At 36.5% G+C, this 18,572-nt stretch carries 35 protein-coding genes; 16 read left to right on the top strand and 19 right to left on the bottom strand.

The genetic code is table 11. From position 1 onward, the window contains the following. Window positions 1–18 precede the first annotated feature (18 nt). The 16 genes from ACFS6H_RS20030 (at window position 19) to ACFS6H_RS19955 (ending at window position 9,642) form a co-directional block, all read left to right on the top strand. Complete coding sequence (locus ACFS6H_RS20030) at window positions 19–768, top strand: hypothetical protein (RefSeq protein ID WP_386103320.1); 750 nt, start codon at window positions 19–21, stop codon at window positions 766–768. A gap of 225 nt (window positions 769–993) precedes the next feature. Beyond that, entirely contained in the window at window positions 994–1,230 is a 237-nt protein-coding gene (locus ACFS6H_RS20025; protein WP_386103318.1) for a hypothetical protein, read from the top strand. 10 nt (window positions 1,231–1,240) lie between these two features. Then, the gene (locus ACFS6H_RS20020; protein WP_386103316.1) at window positions 1,241–1,684 is read left to right on the top strand and encodes a hypothetical protein; all 444 of its coding nucleotides are present in this window, start codon (window positions 1,241–1,243) and stop codon (window positions 1,682–1,684) included. Between the two features lie 16 nt (window positions 1,685–1,700). Continuing rightward, entirely contained in the window at window positions 1,701–2,030 is a 330-nt protein-coding gene (locus ACFS6H_RS20015; protein WP_386103314.1) for a hypothetical protein, read from the top strand. A gap of 327 nt (window positions 2,031–2,357) precedes the next feature. Continuing rightward, entirely contained in the window at window positions 2,358–2,591 is a 234-nt protein-coding gene (locus tag ACFS6H_RS20010) for an Acb2/Tad1 domain-containing protein (protein ID WP_386103312.1), read from the top strand. Between the two features lie 25 nt (window positions 2,592–2,616). Continuing rightward, complete coding sequence (locus tag ACFS6H_RS20005) at window positions 2,617–3,372, top strand: hypothetical protein (RefSeq protein ID WP_386103310.1); 756 nt, start codon at window positions 2,617–2,619, stop codon at window positions 3,370–3,372. 848 nt (window positions 3,373–4,220) lie between these two features. Next, window positions 4,221–4,421 (top strand): hypothetical protein, encoded by a 201-nt coding sequence (locus ACFS6H_RS20000; RefSeq protein ID WP_386103308.1) that lies wholly within the window; start codon window positions 4,221–4,223, stop codon window positions 4,419–4,421. Next, on the top strand, window positions 4,421–5,035 hold the full coding sequence (locus ACFS6H_RS19995) for a hypothetical protein (protein ID WP_386103306.1): 615 nt from the start codon (window positions 4,421–4,423) through the stop codon (window positions 5,033–5,035). The genes ACFS6H_RS20000 and ACFS6H_RS19995 overlap by 1 nt, the downstream gene beginning before the upstream one ends. A gap of 1,067 nt (window positions 5,036–6,102) precedes the next feature. Beyond that, the gene (locus tag ACFS6H_RS19990; RefSeq protein ID WP_386103304.1) at window positions 6,103–6,276 is read left to right on the top strand and encodes a hypothetical protein; all 174 of its coding nucleotides are present in this window, start codon (window positions 6,103–6,105) and stop codon (window positions 6,274–6,276) included. 18 nt (window positions 6,277–6,294) lie between these two features. Further along, window positions 6,295–6,561: a hypothetical protein gene (locus ACFS6H_RS19985; RefSeq protein ID WP_386103303.1), complete on the top strand. Its 267-nt coding sequence runs from the start codon at window positions 6,295–6,297 to the stop codon at window positions 6,559–6,561. Between the two features lie 237 nt (window positions 6,562–6,798). Then, the gene (locus ACFS6H_RS19980; RefSeq protein WP_386103301.1) at window positions 6,799–7,053 is read left to right on the top strand and encodes a hypothetical protein; all 255 of its coding nucleotides are present in this window, start codon (window positions 6,799–6,801) and stop codon (window positions 7,051–7,053) included. A gap of 18 nt (window positions 7,054–7,071) precedes the next feature. Beyond that, entirely contained in the window at window positions 7,072–7,308 is a 237-nt protein-coding gene (locus tag ACFS6H_RS19975; protein ID WP_386103299.1) for a hypothetical protein, read from the top strand. Between the two features lie 400 nt (window positions 7,309–7,708). Next, entirely contained in the window at window positions 7,709–7,906 is a 198-nt protein-coding gene (locus ACFS6H_RS19970) for a hypothetical protein (RefSeq protein WP_386103298.1), read from the top strand. A gap of 399 nt (window positions 7,907–8,305) precedes the next feature. Beyond that, window positions 8,306–8,623, top strand: a complete 318-nt coding sequence (locus tag ACFS6H_RS19965; protein ID WP_386103297.1) for a hypothetical protein — start codon at window positions 8,306–8,308, stop codon at window positions 8,621–8,623. 284 nt (window positions 8,624–8,907) lie between these two features. Next, window positions 8,908–9,096, top strand: a complete 189-nt coding sequence (locus ACFS6H_RS19960; protein ID WP_386103296.1) for a hypothetical protein — start codon at window positions 8,908–8,910, stop codon at window positions 9,094–9,096. Window positions 9,097–9,453: 357 nt separating this feature from the next. Then, a complete protein-coding gene (locus tag ACFS6H_RS19955) occupies window positions 9,454–9,642 on the top strand; it encodes a hypothetical protein (RefSeq protein ID WP_386103295.1) in 189 nt (62 codons plus the stop codon). Between the two features lie 43 nt (window positions 9,643–9,685). Here the strand turns inward: ACFS6H_RS19955 and ACFS6H_RS19950 are convergent, their stop codons facing one another. The 19 genes from ACFS6H_RS19950 to ACFS6H_RS19860 form a co-directional block, all read right to left on the bottom strand. Beyond that, a complete protein-coding gene (locus ACFS6H_RS19950; RefSeq protein WP_386103293.1) occupies window positions 9,686–10,234 on the bottom strand; it encodes a hypothetical protein in 549 nt (182 codons plus the stop codon). Between the two features lie 17 nt (window positions 10,235–10,251). Continuing rightward, on the bottom strand, window positions 10,252–10,593 hold the full coding sequence (locus ACFS6H_RS19945; RefSeq protein ID WP_386103291.1) for a hypothetical protein: 342 nt from the start codon (window positions 10,591–10,593) through the stop codon (window positions 10,252–10,254). A 202-nt stretch (window positions 10,594–10,795) separates the two neighbouring features. After that, entirely contained in the window at window positions 10,796–11,146 is a 351-nt protein-coding gene (locus ACFS6H_RS19940) for an N-6 DNA methylase (RefSeq protein WP_386103289.1), read from the bottom strand. Window positions 11,147–11,209: 63 nt separating this feature from the next. Next, window positions 11,210–11,461 (bottom strand): hypothetical protein, encoded by a 252-nt coding sequence (locus ACFS6H_RS19935; protein WP_386103287.1) that lies wholly within the window; start codon window positions 11,459–11,461, stop codon window positions 11,210–11,212. Window positions 11,462–11,480: 19 nt separating this feature from the next. Then, the gene (locus ACFS6H_RS19930) at window positions 11,481–11,900 is read right to left on the bottom strand and encodes a hypothetical protein (RefSeq protein ID WP_386103285.1); all 420 of its coding nucleotides are present in this window, start codon (window positions 11,898–11,900) and stop codon (window positions 11,481–11,483) included. A gap of 9 nt (window positions 11,901–11,909) precedes the next feature. After that, window positions 11,910–12,230 carry a hypothetical protein gene (locus ACFS6H_RS19925; protein WP_386103283.1) on the bottom strand — a complete coding sequence of 107 codons (321 nt, stop codon included), beginning with the start codon at window positions 12,228–12,230 and terminating at the stop codon, window positions 11,910–11,912. 10 nt (window positions 12,231–12,240) lie between these two features. After that, on the bottom strand, window positions 12,241–12,468 hold the full coding sequence (locus tag ACFS6H_RS19920) for a hypothetical protein (protein ID WP_386103281.1): 228 nt from the start codon (window positions 12,466–12,468) through the stop codon (window positions 12,241–12,243). Then, complete coding sequence (locus tag ACFS6H_RS19915; RefSeq protein ID WP_386103279.1) at window positions 12,468–12,845, bottom strand: YopX family protein; 378 nt, start codon at window positions 12,843–12,845, stop codon at window positions 12,468–12,470. The genes ACFS6H_RS19920 and ACFS6H_RS19915 overlap by 1 nt, the downstream gene beginning before the upstream one ends. Before the next feature lies 1 nt (window position 12,846). Beyond that, window positions 12,847–13,125, bottom strand: a complete 279-nt coding sequence (locus ACFS6H_RS19910) for a hypothetical protein (protein ID WP_386103277.1) — start codon at window positions 13,123–13,125, stop codon at window positions 12,847–12,849. Between the two features lie 3 nt (window positions 13,126–13,128). Next, the gene (locus tag ACFS6H_RS19905; RefSeq protein ID WP_386103275.1) at window positions 13,129–13,620 is read right to left on the bottom strand and encodes a hypothetical protein; all 492 of its coding nucleotides are present in this window, start codon (window positions 13,618–13,620) and stop codon (window positions 13,129–13,131) included. Window positions 13,621–13,689: 69 nt separating this feature from the next. Beyond that, complete coding sequence (locus tag ACFS6H_RS19900; protein ID WP_386103273.1) at window positions 13,690–14,595, bottom strand: hypothetical protein; 906 nt, start codon at window positions 14,593–14,595, stop codon at window positions 13,690–13,692. Continuing rightward, complete coding sequence (locus ACFS6H_RS19895) at window positions 14,534–15,313, bottom strand: DUF4373 domain-containing protein (RefSeq protein WP_386103271.1); 780 nt, start codon at window positions 15,311–15,313, stop codon at window positions 14,534–14,536. The genes ACFS6H_RS19900 and ACFS6H_RS19895 overlap by 62 nt, the downstream gene beginning before the upstream one ends. Window positions 15,314–15,323: 10 nt before the next feature. Then, window positions 15,324–15,614, bottom strand: coding sequence for a hypothetical protein (locus ACFS6H_RS19890; protein WP_386103269.1), 291 nt, complete (start codon window positions 15,612–15,614; stop codon window positions 15,324–15,326). A gap of 3 nt (window positions 15,615–15,617) precedes the next feature. Next, complete coding sequence (locus tag ACFS6H_RS19885; RefSeq protein ID WP_386103267.1) at window positions 15,618–15,941, bottom strand: hypothetical protein; 324 nt, start codon at window positions 15,939–15,941, stop codon at window positions 15,618–15,620. A 74-nt stretch (window positions 15,942–16,015) separates the two neighbouring features. Then, on the bottom strand, window positions 16,016–16,282 hold the full coding sequence (locus ACFS6H_RS19880; protein ID WP_386103265.1) for a hypothetical protein: 267 nt from the start codon (window positions 16,280–16,282) through the stop codon (window positions 16,016–16,018). Continuing rightward, window positions 16,279–16,536 carry a hypothetical protein gene (locus tag ACFS6H_RS19875; protein ID WP_386103264.1) on the bottom strand — a complete coding sequence of 86 codons (258 nt, stop codon included), beginning with the start codon at window positions 16,534–16,536 and terminating at the stop codon, window positions 16,279–16,281. The genes ACFS6H_RS19880 and ACFS6H_RS19875 overlap by 4 nt, the downstream gene beginning before the upstream one ends. A gap of 3 nt (window positions 16,537–16,539) precedes the next feature. Continuing rightward, window positions 16,540–17,331, bottom strand: coding sequence for a hypothetical protein (locus ACFS6H_RS19870; RefSeq protein WP_386103262.1), 792 nt, complete (start codon window positions 17,329–17,331; stop codon window positions 16,540–16,542). Beyond that, window positions 17,319–17,639, bottom strand: a complete 321-nt coding sequence (locus tag ACFS6H_RS19865) for a DUF6948 domain-containing protein (protein WP_386103260.1) — start codon at window positions 17,637–17,639, stop codon at window positions 17,319–17,321. The genes ACFS6H_RS19870 and ACFS6H_RS19865 overlap by 13 nt, the downstream gene beginning before the upstream one ends. 425 nt (window positions 17,640–18,064) lie before the next feature. Next, window positions 18,065–18,484, bottom strand: coding sequence for a hypothetical protein (locus ACFS6H_RS19860; RefSeq protein WP_386103258.1), 420 nt, complete (start codon window positions 18,482–18,484; stop codon window positions 18,065–18,067). Between the last annotated feature and the right edge of the window lie 88 nt (window positions 18,485–18,572).

Genomic DNA, 18,572 nt, shown 5'->3' with positions numbered 1-18,572 from the left:
TCAAAATTATATTAAAATATGCATGACACTAAAACAGTAGCCTTTGAAATTTACTTAGGCAGTAAAATAAAAAGGAACGGACAGTACAGAAACCCAGTAATTACTATTTGGCATAATGACCCCGAAACGGATGGTACAGATGATAGCTGCGGGTGGTTTATGCGCCCAAGGCACGGAGATCCAGAAATGTTGAATAAGATTAAGTCGGCAATAGAGTCTGATTTTGATCGAACTTATGTTTCAGAATCAAATGGAACATTGTATTTGACAGGTTATTTTACCCCAATTACAGGAGCACCAGTAATGTCTGTACATGGTATTGTGTTAAATATGTTTAGTGCGGCTGCTTGGCAATACTTTAAGTTTGACAGAAAAAGGCATAATAAATGGATGAAAGAAAACCTTTATGATATTTTACATTTTGCTGAAAACCCAACGGATTCATTAAGGGATGACGTTTTAGGGATTTTTCGTCGTGGTTGTGGAGAGAATTGGAATAGGGATGAGTCTCTTAATAATTATGCAAGAATTATTTATGGATGGATTTTAAGGAAAACTAGAAAATGGTATCAACACCCACGGTGGCACTTCCACCACTGGAGTATTCAAATTCATCCTTTACAAAAAATAAAAAGGCGCTTTTGGGATAAATGTTCCAAATGCGGTAAAAGAGGGTTTAAAGGCTCTGCAATTGGCGACTGGTATGGAACTAAAATTTGGCACCAGCAATGTGACGATAGTTTTAAAAATCCACCGACCGGCAATTAAAACGTCAAAACGAAATGGATAAACTATGAAATATATACTATTATCAACTGGAACAGTAATTAGATGTAGCCTTAAAGATTCTGCGACATTATTAAATAATAATAACCTTGTAGAACTTAACGACTGCAGCATATCTGCAGGAATTGGAATCGAGTATTATACACACGTAAAAAACTTTCAGTTTGCCGCATCCAGTTACGTCGCTGAATGGGAGGAATTGGAACCATGAAACTCTGGACAACCGAAATAAAAGCAATCGATCCCTTGACCGGAGAACTAAAGACCTGGTTCGGGGATTATGTTCAGGCTCCGACGTTTGAACTCGCTCAACAATGGTGCGAAAAGAACAAAGGTTATCTAAAAGTAACGGGCGAACTGATTGCGGAAATACCTTTTAAAGAAGGAACGGATGAGCCGGACTGGGGGAAGAAGGTTGATTTTGATGTGATTTATAATAACTAAACTATAAAATATGAAACAAATACACAGCCATTTTTGGTTTAAAGAGAATTTTAATACCAAATTTATCGAAGACACTAAACTATACCACTGTTTTGGGACTTGCAACGGATATGATTATTCTTTTGCTAGTGATAATGAAGAAAGTGCATGGCTGCTTGCGGAAGCCTATTTAAAAAAGAATGGGCACCTGTTTGACGAAAGAGAAAACCAGATTTTGGCCTTAAAGGATGAAATCGAACGCAATAAAAATATTTTCAAAAAACATATGTCAGAAATTGGGGAAAGGCACCGAAGCAAGTTAATGTCAGTTTACTACATGCTTGACGCTATTAGTAAAACAGGAACACACAGAGAAAAACAGGCTGTTATCGTATTTCAGAAATGTGTGTTGGAAGATTTGATAAATAAGGGAGATACACTGCCTATTGAATATGTCGATGAACTGCCCTTTTAATATTAAAACTAAAGAAATGACTATCGAAGAAATTGAAAATAACTATCATAAAGAACTTTTGGACAGAAGGGATGACGCAAAGAATTTTAAAGGACAAGTAGCCGGCAGGCATCCAGACCAGCTATCAAATATCGAAATTAACGCTAAAGTTCAAGGGTTTATTGAATGTTACCGACTATTTGAGTCTTCTTTTTTTGATATTGATTATATGAAAAGAGCCTTCCTTGTAGGAGTAATTTTAGGTGAAAACGAACCTGGAGGGAATAAACTTGACGCTTTTAATGTATTAATAAAATCTATAAAAAAACATTGTTCTAATGACCTACCGAATAATCAAAGCCACTGAAAAATCAGGGCAGGAGAGATATTATATTCAGAAACGTGTTTTATGGCTGTTTTGGGCTTATTTAGGCTCTTTTTGCAAGCCAACAATATTGGGATACAAACCATATCACGTCACCCTTGTTGCGGCTTTAAATCAGCTCAAACAGCTTAATCAACTAATTGAACAAAACAACCTCCGCAAACAAAGAAAGATTGTAAAAAGGGAGGTGGTGAAATGATAAACTTCAACAAACAACTGCACTATCTGACTTCTATAATTGAAGTCCAGCAACAAATCCTTGACAATGTATCTAAAATTTATCACCGGCGAAAAATAAAACAACAAACCATGAACACAAAAACACTAGGAGAACAAAGGTTAGGAGTAGATTTTACTCCAGGAACCCCAGGAAATGAGTATGCCATCAAACAAAAGACGGCCGAACTAATCAACATCCTCGAAGCATTCAGAACCGACGAACGCTACCAACACAGCCCGGAAACACAAAGACTGATCGACGAAGCACAGAAAGGCTACGAACAAGCTGCTATGTGGGCGGTAAAGGCGGTGACTGGAGAATAAATTGTTAGACACTAAAATATTAAACATGAACTACTTTGAAGAACTAGCGTTAGAAATTGAAAAAAGGCATCCTAAAATTGAATATAAAGGGGTGGAGATAAACCTTACCCCCTTTCAGTATATGTTAACACATCTGGGTGACTTAGCTGAAAGAGTATTTAATATACTGAATGGAGCTACCATTAACATAATGAAAGACAACCAAGGCTTTTTGATTTCCAAAGATGAACGGGTTTTAGTTTGGAAGAGAGACCGTACCCCTTATTATAATGTTGAAGAATTTAGTACGGAAACCTTAAACCACGAATCCAACGACATTTCATTTGTAATTGGGGAATTTTTTGCCTATTATTTTGGAGGGGAGAATATTGGAAGCTACGGATTACCTATACATTTTAAGAAAAACCTTATCCAAATCGAAGAGTTAGATAAAAATAACCTCAACCACCTTTTAATTAAAAATGTAGATGGATCTATTTTAAACCTAAATCCACTAAATGTAACACATAGTGGAATGTACTTAACAAAGGTAGGTTCTTCTGTTATATGGTCTTGTCTTCAGCCATTTTCTGTTTCTCAACGCCTATGTTATGATTTAGGAGATTACGAAGGGATTGAGAAAAAATTGTTAGAACACTTCAGAATTGAGAGTAACTGGGCTGGGTTTTCACATCCCGCTGCAGCCTTTAGTGGCTTTTTATGCCGATTTCTAAAGGATGTAATGAGAATTGAAAGTCCGTACATAATTCATGTAAACAGAGATAATAAAATATCAAAATGAAAATACTCCTTCTAATCCTAACAGTATTAATACTACATTCCTGTTCGTACGATCAACAGCAAGATGTAGATAAGGCTAACCTAGACTTATTGTTTCATCCAAAAATTGATACTTCTTCCCATGTAATCATAACAGATAGTGCTATTTACGGCCCTATTCAAACTAGTGATAGTATAGATATAATACAATGGGAGTTTTTATGTAAACTGCCCGAAGGGTACAAATTAAAGCATCTGGGCGACCTGTATTACATTGAAGTTAAGAAAACGAGATTCGCATTAAAACAGTTTGCTTCAATGGATAGCTGTAACGCTATGCGAAATTTCAATCGGTGGTTATCTCGTGAAAAAAACCTTAGACAATGGCCTAATATACAGATCGGCAACTAAAACATTGTTGAGTCAAATAATACTACATGAACCATACAAGCCCAGAAGATGCCCTAAAAGACCTTTCTACCAAAGACCTGGAAAAGGAGTTAAGCAAGCGTAAAGATCGAAATTTTGGCCGCTGTGACACCTGTGGAGGGAAATGGACTGTTTACATGGGATGCTCCCGCAGTTGGAGAGAAGAACTCCATTGTTTGGGCTGTAGAAAACCGGTCGCAAATTGTACTTGTTCATGATAATAAATTACTGGAACTAAAAAAAGAAATATATGATTATTGTAAAAACAGAAAAAGGGGAGTATAAATACAAAAAATGGCAATGGCGTCTTTCTTGGGTCATAGTTTGGCTGATGGGCGTTATTACAGGAGGATGTCTTTTTAAGATTTTCGTTAATTAAAATTAGGTATGTAAATGAAGTGTTGTGTAATTATTCAATAAATAAATATAAAAAATCGAATTATGAAATGTTATAAATGCAATGTATCAGTATTCACTGCGCCATTATCAAGAGTAAACCCAACAGGCGAAGATGGTATTTTTTGGTGCGACGAGTGCATTAAAAAACATGAGCCAGAGCTTTATAAAAACTTAAAAGAGGACGAACCAGACGTTCTAAAGGACTTGAAAAACATTTGTTACACCAATAAAAAATCAAAATAATGACCAACACTAAATCTCATGCACAATTAGAATTTGATATTCTTCAATCTACTATTCCAGATGCAGCAATATTGCCTTTCAAAAATGAAATCCTGGCACTTTGTGACAAATTTGGACAGTCTGGACAATCCGGGGGATCCGCTCCTTATACGGCCTGCGTAATTTCCAAAGCAGTAGAACTACTTCTTTTGCAACAACCCATCTGTGAAATTACAGGCCACGAAAGTGAATGGGTAAATGTATCGGATTTGGGCAATGAACTTCTTTATCAGAATAAAAGATGTAGTGCACTCTTTAAAAACGGAGATGGTACTTGCTCTTATGTTGATGCAATTGTATGGAAGGGAGAAGAAGAATGGGACACATTCACTGGCAGTGTCTATGTAGACAACAATAGCTGGGAATTAATAAGAAGTAAACAAAACGTCAAATTCCCATTCAAGCCAAAAACCTTTTACGTCGATGTAGTAAGAGTTCCAATATCAAAACAGGAAGCAGAAAACAACAACCTGCACTATATCGAAGGAAGCGACAGAGAATGTTATTACACCGTCTTAAAGGACCCTAAACAATTAGATGAGGTGTTTGAATATTACAATAAAAGGGTGTGTTAATGGAGCATTGGAGTGTATATTTATTTAGCGGGGGTGCAAATTCCTGCGGGAAACGCAATCGGGCGACCGGGTGGGTCAGGAATGCGCATTCACGTTTTCAAGACCAGATTTTGGCACCTGGTTGTGATATATCCGCTAAAACTCGTTCTGATCTGCTCACATCACACGAAAACACACGACAACGTGACATGAAAACTCGTTTTGAAGGAAAACTGAAAACCGTTTTATTGATAATCAATAAGTTGTATTTCCTGTTTTTGTATAAAAGCGGAAATGAGCTTGAAACGGAAAACAGCAGTTGAATTGCCATATTTTTCAAAAGATGGATTATTTTACTGTCAAAAACTGGTATAAACCCGCTTTTATTGGCATTTGATGTATTATTTTACTATTTTGTTTGTCTATGAACAATTGGAATCACCCCTTTCCGCCCCTCATTTCACTTAAATTATATGTAGTCAACCTAGTTTACTATTATTATGGAGTCATTTAACCTGCTACGGATCTATTTTATTCATTATGCTATTCGTAGTATGGCTAATGACACTGGTGTTAGGCTTAATGTAACACAGATTAAGGTGCTTATAAGGCTTTATTATTGGGGTGACAGTTCCCAGCATAAGTTAGGTAAGATATATAATTGGCGTGTTCTTCATCGCCGGCTGCTGCCTTCTTTATTACAGATAGGATATATTGAAGAGTTTGAGCGTCCTAAACATAAATGTCCTGGTATTAGGTTAACTGCTTTTGGTAGAGATTATATTGATGGTCTTGAAAGATATCTTGTACACTATATTACTAATGGTGTAGATCATTCTCCGATGAAATAGTTTCTGTGGCTTCGCCTTTTTCTTCTCTTTTACTCTCTTTTTGGTCATTTGAAGGCTCTGAGAATCGTTTATATGATTTCTTGGTGGACTGTTGTACGGTATAATTTACTGTGGGTCAGTAGATATGATAAAAAATATAAAAAAGTATAAAAATAGTTGACTAAATATTTGGTGATATAAAAATGTGTCACTATATTTGTGTTGTCATTCGATTATTAATTATTAAATCTATCAATCATGGGAGCATTAACATTAACAGTTTCAGTAATCGCAGTATTGTTCTTAATTGTTACTTTCTTTCTGATGAATTCTGGTGCCAAACAGAATGAAAAGAGAGAAGCCGAGCGTAAAGAACAATATAACAGACAGCAAGCCGCTATTGCTGCTCAAAATCGTAGAATGCGTTATTAACCCCTTAACCCTTCAACTATGATGTATCTATCTGGATGGTCTATTAAGCCGGAGGTTTCAACAATTAAGTTCAGGGCGCAAACACTGGACGGGAAGAAACGTATAATGGCCTTATTAGCTCTTTTAGGAGGGTTTGAGGGGAATAAGGACCAGGTTAAGAATGTTGGTCACTTTGAGCATGATATGAAGCTCTTGAGGGCTGAACATAACCTATCTGAGATCCTGGACGCTATTTCCAAACACATTAAAGACGATGCCGACTTTCCGGCGGAGTACAAATCTTAACAAACATGAAACTCAAACCCATTTTAGCGCTTATCGCTTATTATGCCTTTTTGTATCTGATTGGTTCATTTGTGGCACTTGACCTTAACCCTGTCAATTGGATGATCTTTGATTATCCGCTACTTCGGCTAATTTTCCTTATTGTATTTATCGGCACTTCGGTCGCCATATACATTGAATCAAACGACTAACCCCGCGGCTCGCAACCGCTTTTAATAAAAATCTAAACGACAAATTATGAAACGTAACTACCTCGCTGCAGCCTTTGCGCTGTTTATTACCACGGCCTTACTAGCCTCTACTGGTACTTTTCTCCTTACTCTTAAGTCTGCACACTCTTGTAATTGGGAGGAGTGCGAACTAAGGTCTAAAATCCGCTTTGATGTGGATTATGAAAAAGACACAGACATCTACCTTATGTATTTAACTCACTGGAATAATCCGGGTTGGAGTTATGAGCAAGTTGAAAATTATATGTTCAATATAAAATAACCAAACAACTAAATAAAGATGAAGAACAATAATTCAACCGAAAATTATTATAAAAACCCTTTTCACAATCCTAACTATACAGGAAGCAAGCCACAAATTAAAATTGAAAGTGCTCCCATAGAATATAAGGGATATTTAATTTACGAAAGAATAAAATATACTTGTTTTGATGTTGTGAAAGATGGGGTGTGCGTTGGGATGTATGCTGGAAAGAACGGAGCAATGCGATTTATAGACAAAACGCACAATACTTAGTATTATACCAATTAAAAAAGGGGTGAAGGCTCGCAACCAACACCCCAACACTTTCTAAACGACAATTTAAAAAATGTAATTATGACAAAAGTAAAGCAAGTTGTGCTAATTTTAGCCTTAATTTTTATTTCCCTGGCCGGTTACTCGCAGACCTGCGCCGGAGTGAAAAAGGACAAAACGCCTTGTAAGATGAAAGTATCAAAGCCGGGCGATTACTGCCAGCACCATAACCCCAACCGGATGTATTGTGTAGCAGTCAAAAAGAATAAAGAACGGTGTAGGATGGCGGTAAGGGTAGAGGGGGATAGATGCCGGTATCATAATAAGTAATACACTCCAAAACAACAAGGTTAAAGGCCTGAACCTGGTTCAACTCCGGGGTTGTTTCAAATAAAATACTATGGTTTGGAAATATATTAAAGCAGAGCCTTTCTTTGCTGACTTTTTACCACACATTAAAAATCACCGGTATAAAATCGTTGGCCGCAATACTAAAGGCAACCCCCTTACATTTTCTCCGGATGAGGAAAAACAAATCAGAAAAAAGCTGGCTGAATTATCTCCATTTTTGAAGAATATGCCACTTTCAAAATCTTAAAATGGTCAAACACTACTCAAAAGCTCCTTAGTTGGGGCTTTTTGTCGTTTATGTATGAAATGTACAATACAAATATTCAGGCGACATTCATATATCCAATTCTCAACGCCTTTAAAAAGAAAAAAGCGAAGAAAAAACTTCGCTTTGATACTGGGTGGCAATTTTTTGTCTTACATAGAGTGGGTAGTTATACTTGCCGGATTAAGTGAGGGTAAGGATTAAATTATACAATTTGTATACTTTGTTATACAAATATACATACTTTTTGTATTATACAAAATATATTTAAGTGTTTTCTATTAAAGAAATCAATCAAAAAAATATTAAAAAATATTTGGCGTTTTAATTCAAATGCTTATCTTTGATCTACCAAACCGATCACCCCGCAAAATTTTAAAAATGAAAAATGTTACTACAATAGATGCCGCTGGAACTTTAGTGAGAGAGTTGTTTAAAGATTTATCCGGAACAACTTACTTTACTTTATCAATTAATGATAAGGTTTTTAAAATCAGAGTATCTGATCACTCAGCTAATTATGCCAATAACCTGTCAAATGGAGAGTATGATAATTACTTTTCTTTTGTTTTAAACAAAAACACGCAAAACGGATATGGCAGGGGTAATATGTTGAATGAATGGCAATTGAACGAAAACGGAGAATTTACTGAGGAGTTTGAAAGTGTAGAAGATTGTCTTGACTACCAGATTAACTAATATTATGGCCGGGAATAAAGAGTGGAACGCTCAGGAACTTACTTACCTGGAAAAGCACTACAAGGCTACACATATAGCAGTATTATGTGCAATTTTCGATCGGAGTAAAGACGCTATCCAGTGGAAGGCGTCGCAATTAGGCATTTTACAGCGAGACGGAAAGCAGAGGAAAGCGTCTTATAAAAAAATAATAAACCTTACCAAAGAACACCACGAATTTCTTAGCAAGAGTATAAATCATTCACATATTGTGCGATTAGCACTTGATCAATATATTAAGAATCATGAAAAATAAAATCGATAAGCGTAAATTCAACGGAGGCCATAAGACTGCAGGCCGTAAGAGTCGGGAGGAGCAGGGGCTTGAACCGGTCAAAAACACCACGGTCCAGGTGGAGCCGTCGGTAATTGATAAGTGCCGTGAAAAATATGGAAGCCTGGCGAATGCTTTAAGATTTGCAGCAGCACATTAGTACTCCTAATAACCCAAACATAGCCGCACCAATGTGGGCGGTTTTCTGGTATGAGAAAACTTTTTAGATCCTAATATTAGATTTGTTTTAAAAAAATGAATTAATCCGTTCGTTGGATTATATTTTAAAAAACTCGTTTCCTTTTTTTTGCTTAAAATTCTACTTAATTGCTAAAATATTTAGTATTTTTGACCGGTGGAATGGGAAAACTTACATATTAGGTTCACTAACAGGCGGAAATACAAGGTAAAAATTGCTCGGATATACCCCGGTACCAGCCTTTGGAAGTTCGAGGTAACCGGTGGGGCCAAGAGGGCAGTACTTGACAAACACCTTTACCGAAAATCAAATACCTGGATGCAATCTGTTGGTGGCCTGGCTGAAAAAGATGTGCTGTTGCTCGGCCGGATAATAGATTACCTAGTGAAAAACTACGGAATAGAGCCTACCAAAAAGGTTCATAAAAAAGACAATCACGACTGGTCGGGGAAAACTATTGATCTGGACACGCTGAAATTATTGGAAGTTTTACTCAATGGTAAATAAATGGTGTCAACTAGCATTAATATATTAATGCTAGTTGACACCATTAATAACCTTCATTTCCTGACCAGCTTATAATCTGTCCCTCAAATGGCTGAGGATATTTAAACCAAGACATAAAATCATCTAATTTCAAGCCATCATTTGTTGAAAGCTCAAAAAGTAAATAGTGGGCATGTGTTCCTGGGCGATAATCACAATCATAACCTATCCCGTCTATGGAAAACATTGTACTTCCGGTCAAATTATCCTGAAAAATACTAAAGTCCCAAACCTGTTTTACTAAAGTATCAGGGGCAAAAACAATTTGTGGGCTGCGATAAGGTTTGCCCGACCAAACACGAGGACTGAAAATATCCCCCGTCTTAAACCTTTTACCAGCCCTAATAGTGTGTGTTTTCGCAAAACCTATTTCTAATTCGTCATAATTAAAAGTGTTTTGTAAAGATGGTACAACGACTTTTGAACGATTGCCCTTTAAAAATGCTTCTACAAAAAATGTCGGCTGACCTTCTTTAGGGTGTCCCTTTGGGAAATACCGACTAAACGTAATTACTTTTGCCATTGATATTTTTATTTGTATTCGATTTTTCATTTTTTGCTGAACTCAAACTATTTTGTATTCGGATTTTGAAGCTGGGTTTTATCCCACCAGTCTAACGCATACTTGGCGAGAACTTCCGGATTAGTTGGCATATCTATAACAGATAGTTCTAATTTAACATGTTTACACAGTTCAATTGCCTGTCTTAAATCTCCGCTATATCTTGGAGCATGCCACCCTTTATGAACCCTACCAACCCGTGGAAGGGTATTGTAAAAGTCTTGTGTTGGTTTTTGGTTTGGCGGATAAAGTATTTCACAGGCGTTTTCACCGTTGTAATCTAAGCTAACAGGAATTATTACCCAACCAAATATTCTCTCTACTATTTCAGCGTCTAAGTTTCTATTCATTGCTTTTTTAATTTTTAAGTGATGCCCATGGTTGTTTAATTGTAAGTGCTTTCATCGTTTTGTAAATTCAATAATTTTGATTTCTGTTGTTGTTCCATCACTGTTTTTTGAACAGTTTATAAGCGGGTAGCTTTTATGGTCAAATTCCGGAAGATAATCGGCAGGCACTAAAATTACCAGCTTTGCTTTTGACCTACAAAGCCTAATCATTTTTTTTAATATGGGCATCCAAATCTACTCCATTACCAAACGGGGGATTAGCAATACACCCACTATATTTTGGTTGCATTCCTGTAAATTCTAAAAAGTCTTTTAATACAACTACATCGGCAATGCTCTCTAAATCTTTTTTCCATTCCGGATATAGTTCAACTGCAAATACTTTTGTTTCGGGACACTTTTTCTTGACAGCTTTTACCAAAGCACCATTACCGGCAGACGGTTCTAAAATTACCTGATGGGGTTGTGGGTTCAATAGGTCTGCCATAAATTCCGAGGTCTCAGGATAAGTAAAAAACTTGGTGTAATCCCTTTTCTTATTAATCGTATTCATATTCTTTTATTTTACGACGCTTCAGTAAAGCGCCCGTTTGGGATTATTGCATTCCAATAGGGGTTAGGTAATTATAGGATTAATCAAAAGGTACCTTCGGCCTTTGTGACGGATTTTCCCGTCTTCGCAGTCCCATGTATCATACGGGGCTTCATCGTCCACCCATGCCTTTTCAGATGAGATTAACATGTTTTCCTCTGTAAATTCATTCACAGTATAATTAAAATCTGCACCCCTTTCATGGTTGGGCATTAATTTAACTGGCATATTTTCGGGATATTCCGAAAGAAGCTTTATCAAGTCTTTTACTTTCATTTTATTTAATTGTTATAATTTACTTTTTCACCCCCTCAATCAATAACGCCGCTACTCTTGCATGATGACTGGAACGTTCTTTATATCCTGTCATCCGTGCAAACAGTTCTGTATGTTCTGCGAGTTGGTTACGTTGCTTGTCGGGGCGGGTTGTTCTGAATTTGATTTTATGTTCTGTTAAAAAGTCCTCCCATATACTGAAATCACGTTTGATAGAACCGGCACCTTGCAACCTTGAACGGGCGTTTTTCGTGTCCTTGAAATGTGTCCAAAGGTTCGGATTCTCGATTACGAGTACTTTTATTTCGCCCTTTCGTTCTCTAACAAAATCCAATGCTTGGTGAATTTTCATTGTGAAAAGCTGCATTTCGTCGGTTTCGAGATTTCTTACCGCTAATCCAGTGTGGGTGCCAGGGTCTATTCCTATTGTGTATTTCATGGGATTATTTTATATAAGTCTCAACGACCTGAACCAATTGAGGATTATAGATTTCTTACCTAATGGATAACTCCACTTTCCAGTTACTAAAAAGCATACAGGAAGGCAGATTATCATAATAATCATAGATATAAGTGCAAATGGTAAAGTAATCCTTATCCATGGCTTAACTGGAGTTTCTTCTTCATAGTAGAAGTTCATTTTTAGTTTTATGAACCTTTCACAAAGTTCTTCACCATCAACTTTTGAGAGTTCAGGGAATGTTTCTTTAAATTTTGGGATATAATTTGCATATCCAAATGACCATGTTCTTTTTAATTTTCGATACATTTTTTTAAGTTTACTTATTCTCCAAATAGTATTTCACCACCTCTTTTCTGCTCACCAGCATCACCTTTTCCTGTGACCGGGCAGATATTGATTTTTTATTGATCTTCTTATCACCGTTGTTAACATATTCAATTCGGCAGTCTACTATTTTTCTCACCCTTCTTTCGATGCCATAGAGAATAAATACATCTCCTAATTTCAGCTCACATACACGGACTATGATGTTTAGGGTGGGCATTATTTCAGGATGTCTGGGTTATCGTGGATATTACCAAGAAGCTCAACAGATTTAAGGTTATTATATTGGTTAATAAAATTAGATTCGCCTTTCAATTTTCTAAAGTCTGCAGATTTTACATCACTTATCGTTTTAAACATAAAAGCATAGTGTATGTTTGAAAAAACAACCTCCTTAATAGGCCCAATAAACCCATCAACTACATTTAAAATATCTCCCTCATAAATCTCCTTTCCGTTTTTGTCTTTAAGGCCGGTGAACTGGCCGACTGTTTCGGGGTCTATAAAATATCCCCTTATCTCTCTAAGGGATTCTAAGTACCCAAACACCCACTCTCCATTATCGATCCGCTTACCGCGGAATTTTATCTCTCGCATATTATTTCTCATTTATTAAATCAAACAAATACAAAGCCTGAACAATCATAATTTTTGTGTAACGTGGAACATCTAATCCCTTCACCTGACCCCAGTAGTGTTTCTTTGTTTCCGGTGGGAGTTCTGAAATAGGTGTTATCTCTTTACTCCTAACTAAGTTGTCATAAGTCAGGCTCAACGGCAACCAGTAACAACTACTACCGACTATCTTTTCTGCCTTGTTATTTTCATCTTTGAGCAGAACTAAAACACGGTTTAATATTTGGGGTAGGGTGGTCAAGCGTTAGTTATCAAAGAAGTAAACTATTCTCACGTCTTTAGGTGATACATTTTGGGCTTTCATTTTTGGCAAAACTTCTTTCAGGAACTTATCGCAGCTTTCCCCATATTCACTCCAATCAAAAGACAGAAGCTCTTCCAATGTATTCCAACTGTGAGAATGTCCATCTGATCCGTAGCGTTCAATTTCTTTCTTGACTATTTCGCTTACATTTTTAGGCATTCCTTTTGGTGGAGTAATCATTTTAGGAACAGGTTCAAAATAATAGTTTCTTACCCCACAAAGGGCAGAAAACAAATTGTAATTCCTACCGCCGGTGTAAAATTGGTTATTGCTTTCAATTTTAAATTCCGGCTCCCATTTATCTTCACCGTAGTACTTATTTTTAGTCCACTTGTCGATGTTTACCCACTTTTTAGGCTTCCAGAATTGTAGTTTATCAAGCAGTGTTTTTCTTTTTCTAACTTCTGCATATAAATGAATATCGCATCCCATATTTTTAGTGTTTTTTATTTATCAACTCGTTCATAAATAGCCGGTACATTGTTTTCCAGCTTTGTATTTTTATCGCATTGATGCTCCCTTTACGTCAATCACATTAAACATTTCCTTTAGCCTACTCCTTACCCTGAACCCATACATTTGCTCCAGTTGTTCACTATTATTATTAGTTGAGATTATGAGCCTATTAAACGCCTTAGATTGTAAATGGTAACTTTCAATAAACTCCTTAAACCAATTAATTTTTGTTCCGTAATAATTTACCTCCGTTTGTTCTGTTCCAACATCATCAATATTTAGTATTGCGTTTTCGGGTGGTGTATAAAATCCATTGTCTTTTATTTCCCTTGAAACCTCAATCATTGATATTTGAGATACTGGCTTTCTTTCGTTGTTAAGTAAAAGTTTAATTAAGAATGTTTTACCTAATCCAGATATACCTCTTATCAATAATCCCTTTTGTAGGTTATAACCTAACTCGCTTTCAAATCTTTCGTCTTCCGAAAAGAAGAAACAAAGCGCCTTGATTAATGGTAATGTTTCGTTTGAAACAATGAGCGGCTTATTTTTAATCCCCTGGCATCCTTTTTTTAAAATTTTGTAGAAATATTTGGCATCGCATCTTTTGGATATCTCAGCTTTAAGTTCTTTTTCGGCTTCCTTTTCTTTTAACCTCTGCTGTTTTTCCCACTCCAAATGAAGTTTTGAACTATTAGCTAATTTTAAAATCTCATCACGATTAATTAACTGATCCCAGTTGGTATTTTTTATTCTCATTTCAATCTGAAACTGATTAGCTGATGCTTCGTTCATCCTCCAAATCATGTTTTGCTTCTCTTTATCAATCGCATTTTGAATACACATTTCTTCTTCTTCTTTTGAAAGGATATATTCCACTTCCTCGGTTTCAGAGGGGGTCAAATTCAATTGTTTTGCCAACAACATTATTTTCTCGCTTGCCTGATTCATTTTCCCATGATTTTGTTTTAAGCCACTGCCCATTGATTGCAGCCCGCCAGTCTTTCATTTTTGCTTTGCCTATCACCCAACCTTTACTTGCGTAGTGATTAATGAACTGTTCGGCTTTTTCTGTAATTTTTTCGGCCGGCCAGCCTAAATTTTTTTCAAAATTTTTGTTTTTAAAATGTTCAATTACTTCATCCAAAACTGGTTTGATAAATCCTTTGGACGGGGGCGGCTTGTCCGCTATATCCTCTTTACTTTTTTTTCCTTTACTTTCCTTTTCTTTTCTTTGTTGCTGTTCTTCCGGAACTTTTGGCAATTCTTCCGGAAGTTTTACTGTTTCTTCCAGAAGTTTTTTCAGTTTTTCGGGAATATTGTACTTTCTTTTTGCCTTTACACTCCAATCTATAAACCTTGTGAGGATAGCTTTTGATGATAGTAACCCCTCGTTTGTAAGCAGTTCTTTATCAAAAAGACCCACGCTACAACAATATTTAACTATCTCATTTGTTAAGCTTTCTTTGATATTCCAATACTCTGACACGTCAAAGGCAGTACTATCGTCCCACACAATGAAACATCCTTGTTCTCGGTATATTTCACAAAGTATATAGTCATAAATGGCAACACCTGTTCCCCCAAAAGTTCTTTTCAGTCGTTTAATCTTTTTATCCTGGTATCTGTTGGTTTTTACAGAATAATATTCAAATCCGGGGCCTGCCATTTCAATATTTTTAATTCACCTTTACCTTAATTTCCTTTATTCCTTTTACCGCCCAGATGATCTGTAAGTGGCCGGTGGATTGTGCGATTTTCTTTAATGGAGTTTGAATAATTTTACCATCTTTCAAAAGCTCCGATAAACGTTTGTGGAGCCTATCTTGCGTCCATTTCAACTCACTGGCAATGTCTTCTTTAGTCCCAAATCCTATTTTTGTAAGGGCATTTAAAGCTGACTGCTTGTCGCTTTCGTTCTCGCCGGATAACTCCCTTTTGTTATAGGCGATTCGTGATGTTGGTTGCATATTTTAATTTTGAATTTTTACATTATCATATACAGTGATTTTAATAGGACATTTAAAATCATCCGATTCAGAATTATACCATTCAAGAACTTTTTTATTATAGTCAGGATGCGACTCTGAAATATGTCCTAATATTTGATAAGTATGTTCCTGTCGTAATGGATGAGGCCCAAAAAAGGCAAACCTTTCTGCTCCGGTTGCATGTAGGCCTTTATTGCCAATTTCACCTACATAACTATTCCATGAATACCTAACTACTACGATATGCCCTTTCTCTAGCAGCTTTTGGTTCATGTCTAACAATGATATTTTTTTGTTTTCCTTCATAATGCTGTTTCATTTACAATTAATTCATCACCTTTTATTACTTTGTCGATTACATTTTCTAATAGCTCTCGTTGTTAGGGTTTAAGAAGTGCAATCTTTTCTACTATGGCATCAATCGCCCATACATCAGAATTGACCTCGTTTTTTATTCCCTGACGTACCTGTTCTGAAAAGTTTGGATTGGTGAATAGGTCGTTGAAAATCCAGTCAATCCGGTTCTTATACATCTTAAACAGGCCTGCTTCTTTTGTTCCTGGATTGTCAGAAATAAAACTCTGCATGTGGTCTTTTGACCGATTGAGATGTTGTAAGGAACTTACTATACAGCTTTGTGATTTCATACCAACTCATTTTTACCTTTTACAATATTTTTTTTCTTCTCGACTTCAACGATTCCAACCTTCCAGTTTCTATCCAATGGATTATGAATAAAAGGAATTACTTCCGCTGCGTCCTGTTCGCTTTCAAAAGTCTTTGCTTCCTTAACTTCAAAAGTTGGAATAGCTATTAGCTTATTATCCTCTCTTTTGTCAAGACTGGATATGAATATTTTCTTGTTGTTTGGGAGCAAAGCGTAAATGATGGTTGTTTTCATATGTTAATTACTGGATTTCAGTTGTTTAATCACTTCGCCGCCATAACTATCTTTAGTCAGGTTGATAAACTCTTCAACTGTTATTTTTGAATATAAGTCAATCCCACGTTCTTTAACCCAGTGTTTTTTTCCAGAATCGCAAGATCCGGTTAGGGTTGTGTGCCAGGTAAAGAATAAATTAGTATCATATTTTATCCCATCCTTAAAAGCGTCGTGAAACGCACTAATTCTTTCGCTTACATCTAACTGCGAGTAATATTTATTTTCAGCGTCCCGTTTAGCTTCTTTCAATGAATTTCCATGCGCAAAACAGTTGTTGAACTTGTAAATAAATTGAAGTGATGAGGACAGGTCGCTTAGGTTTATTATTGCAACTTTCGCAAATAGTAAGTCTTTGTTTACTGATTTAAAAACACAAGGAATTCCATCAACATAATAAACAGGCTGTTTTTTGTATGTCTTAAGTAGTATTTTGCCGTCGCCGTAGCCGTTGCCGTTGCCGTTGCCGTCGCCGTAGCCGTTGCCGTTGCCGTTGCCGTAGCCGTTGCCGTTGCCGTTGCCGTTGCCGTTGCCGTTGCCGTTGCCGTTGCCGTTGCCGTTGCCGTTGCCGTCGCCATAACCATCGCCGTTGCCATAACCATAACCATCGCCATCGCCATAACCATAACCATTACCGTTACCATCGCCATCGCCATAACCATAACCATTACCGTTACCATCGCCATCGCCATAACCATAACCATTACCGTTACCGTTAACGTAACCATTTAAGAATTTTTTTATTAGCTTTTCCATACAGGAACGTTGTTTAAAGATTGAATAGCTTTTTCCGTCATCGGGTGGAACTCGATAAGATTGGTCACGATACTTAAATCGGTTTCATCGAGTTGTTCGGAGAATTTACACCCTCTTTGTTTTGTAACGCCCTGTTTCGCAAGTTGTGTAGTGTCTAAAGCTCCAGACCAATAGTAAAGTCTTCTTAAGGCATTAATACCTATGGTGGTTCCTTCAATAAAAGATATTTTACCCATAAATACACCGGCGCGGTCGGCTCTAATAATGTAGAATTTGTCTTTGTCGAACATTTTGTTTTTAGTGTTCATTTTGTTTGGTTTTTATTTTTTAAATTTTGATTTTATTAGTCCTAGTTTCATTCCTTCAGATGGGTGTAACTCAACCCAATTATTACATGCATTGCAAGCTCTCATTAGGTTAGTTGGTTCACATAGGTTCTTTTCTGTTCTCTTTACGGGGTGATGTAGCCCTTGCGCTTTACCTGTACAAACTCCTGGTATTTTCATTTCGCACTGGTCGTTTTCAGTTAGCATCTGTTTGACCAGATTTTTATACTTTTTATCCAGTACCTTTCTTTTCTCACTTTGCTTTGGTATTGGCTTGTTTTCTTTCTTTGCTTTCTTTTCTCCATATACTCTGTTATGATGAACGCACCATCGGTCGTTGTAGACTGGTTCGGAGCAAAGAGGGAAGTCGCAGGTTTGGGGCATTTTTAGTTCTTAATCATTATATTTCAATAATTACTAATCGCTTCCGAAAAAGATTTTCCAAAAGCATAGTTTGTGCTTTCTTGAAGATTTACAAAATCTAATCCATGGCAACAAAATTCGTTTCCATCTTTTTCAACTTGAATCTTCCACCAGTCCTTATCTACTCCACTACGATAACATGAATTGCAAACAAAAGAACCTCCATATTGAAATGGATAACAACCTTTTTGATTACATTTAAATGGGTATGTAAAAGCTATCCCATTTTCTTCAGCCATTTTTTGTGCATACTTATATCCCTCTATTCTGTAATTTTGATCATAAAAACCATCAGCATAAGAAATAGGCGGATGACCAATAATAAACATGTCAAATCCAGCCATTATTGATCTGTTTTTATTTATAATTAAATCTTGTGCAAAATGTATTTTAACTTTTCTCATATCAAACTAATGCCGCAGCTCTTTTATCAGGGTTTTGAATTTGTTTTCCGGTTGGTTGAAAGCTCAAAGGATAGACTTTCTGAAATTT

This window comes from Terrimonas rubra, from assembly GCF_042686025.1.
Taxonomy (GTDB): Bacteria; Bacteroidota; Bacteroidia; order Chitinophagales; family Chitinophagaceae; genus Terrimonas; species Terrimonas rubra.
Note: the sequence above shows the minus strand (reverse complement) of the source record. Positions and strands in the feature narration are given on the sequence as shown.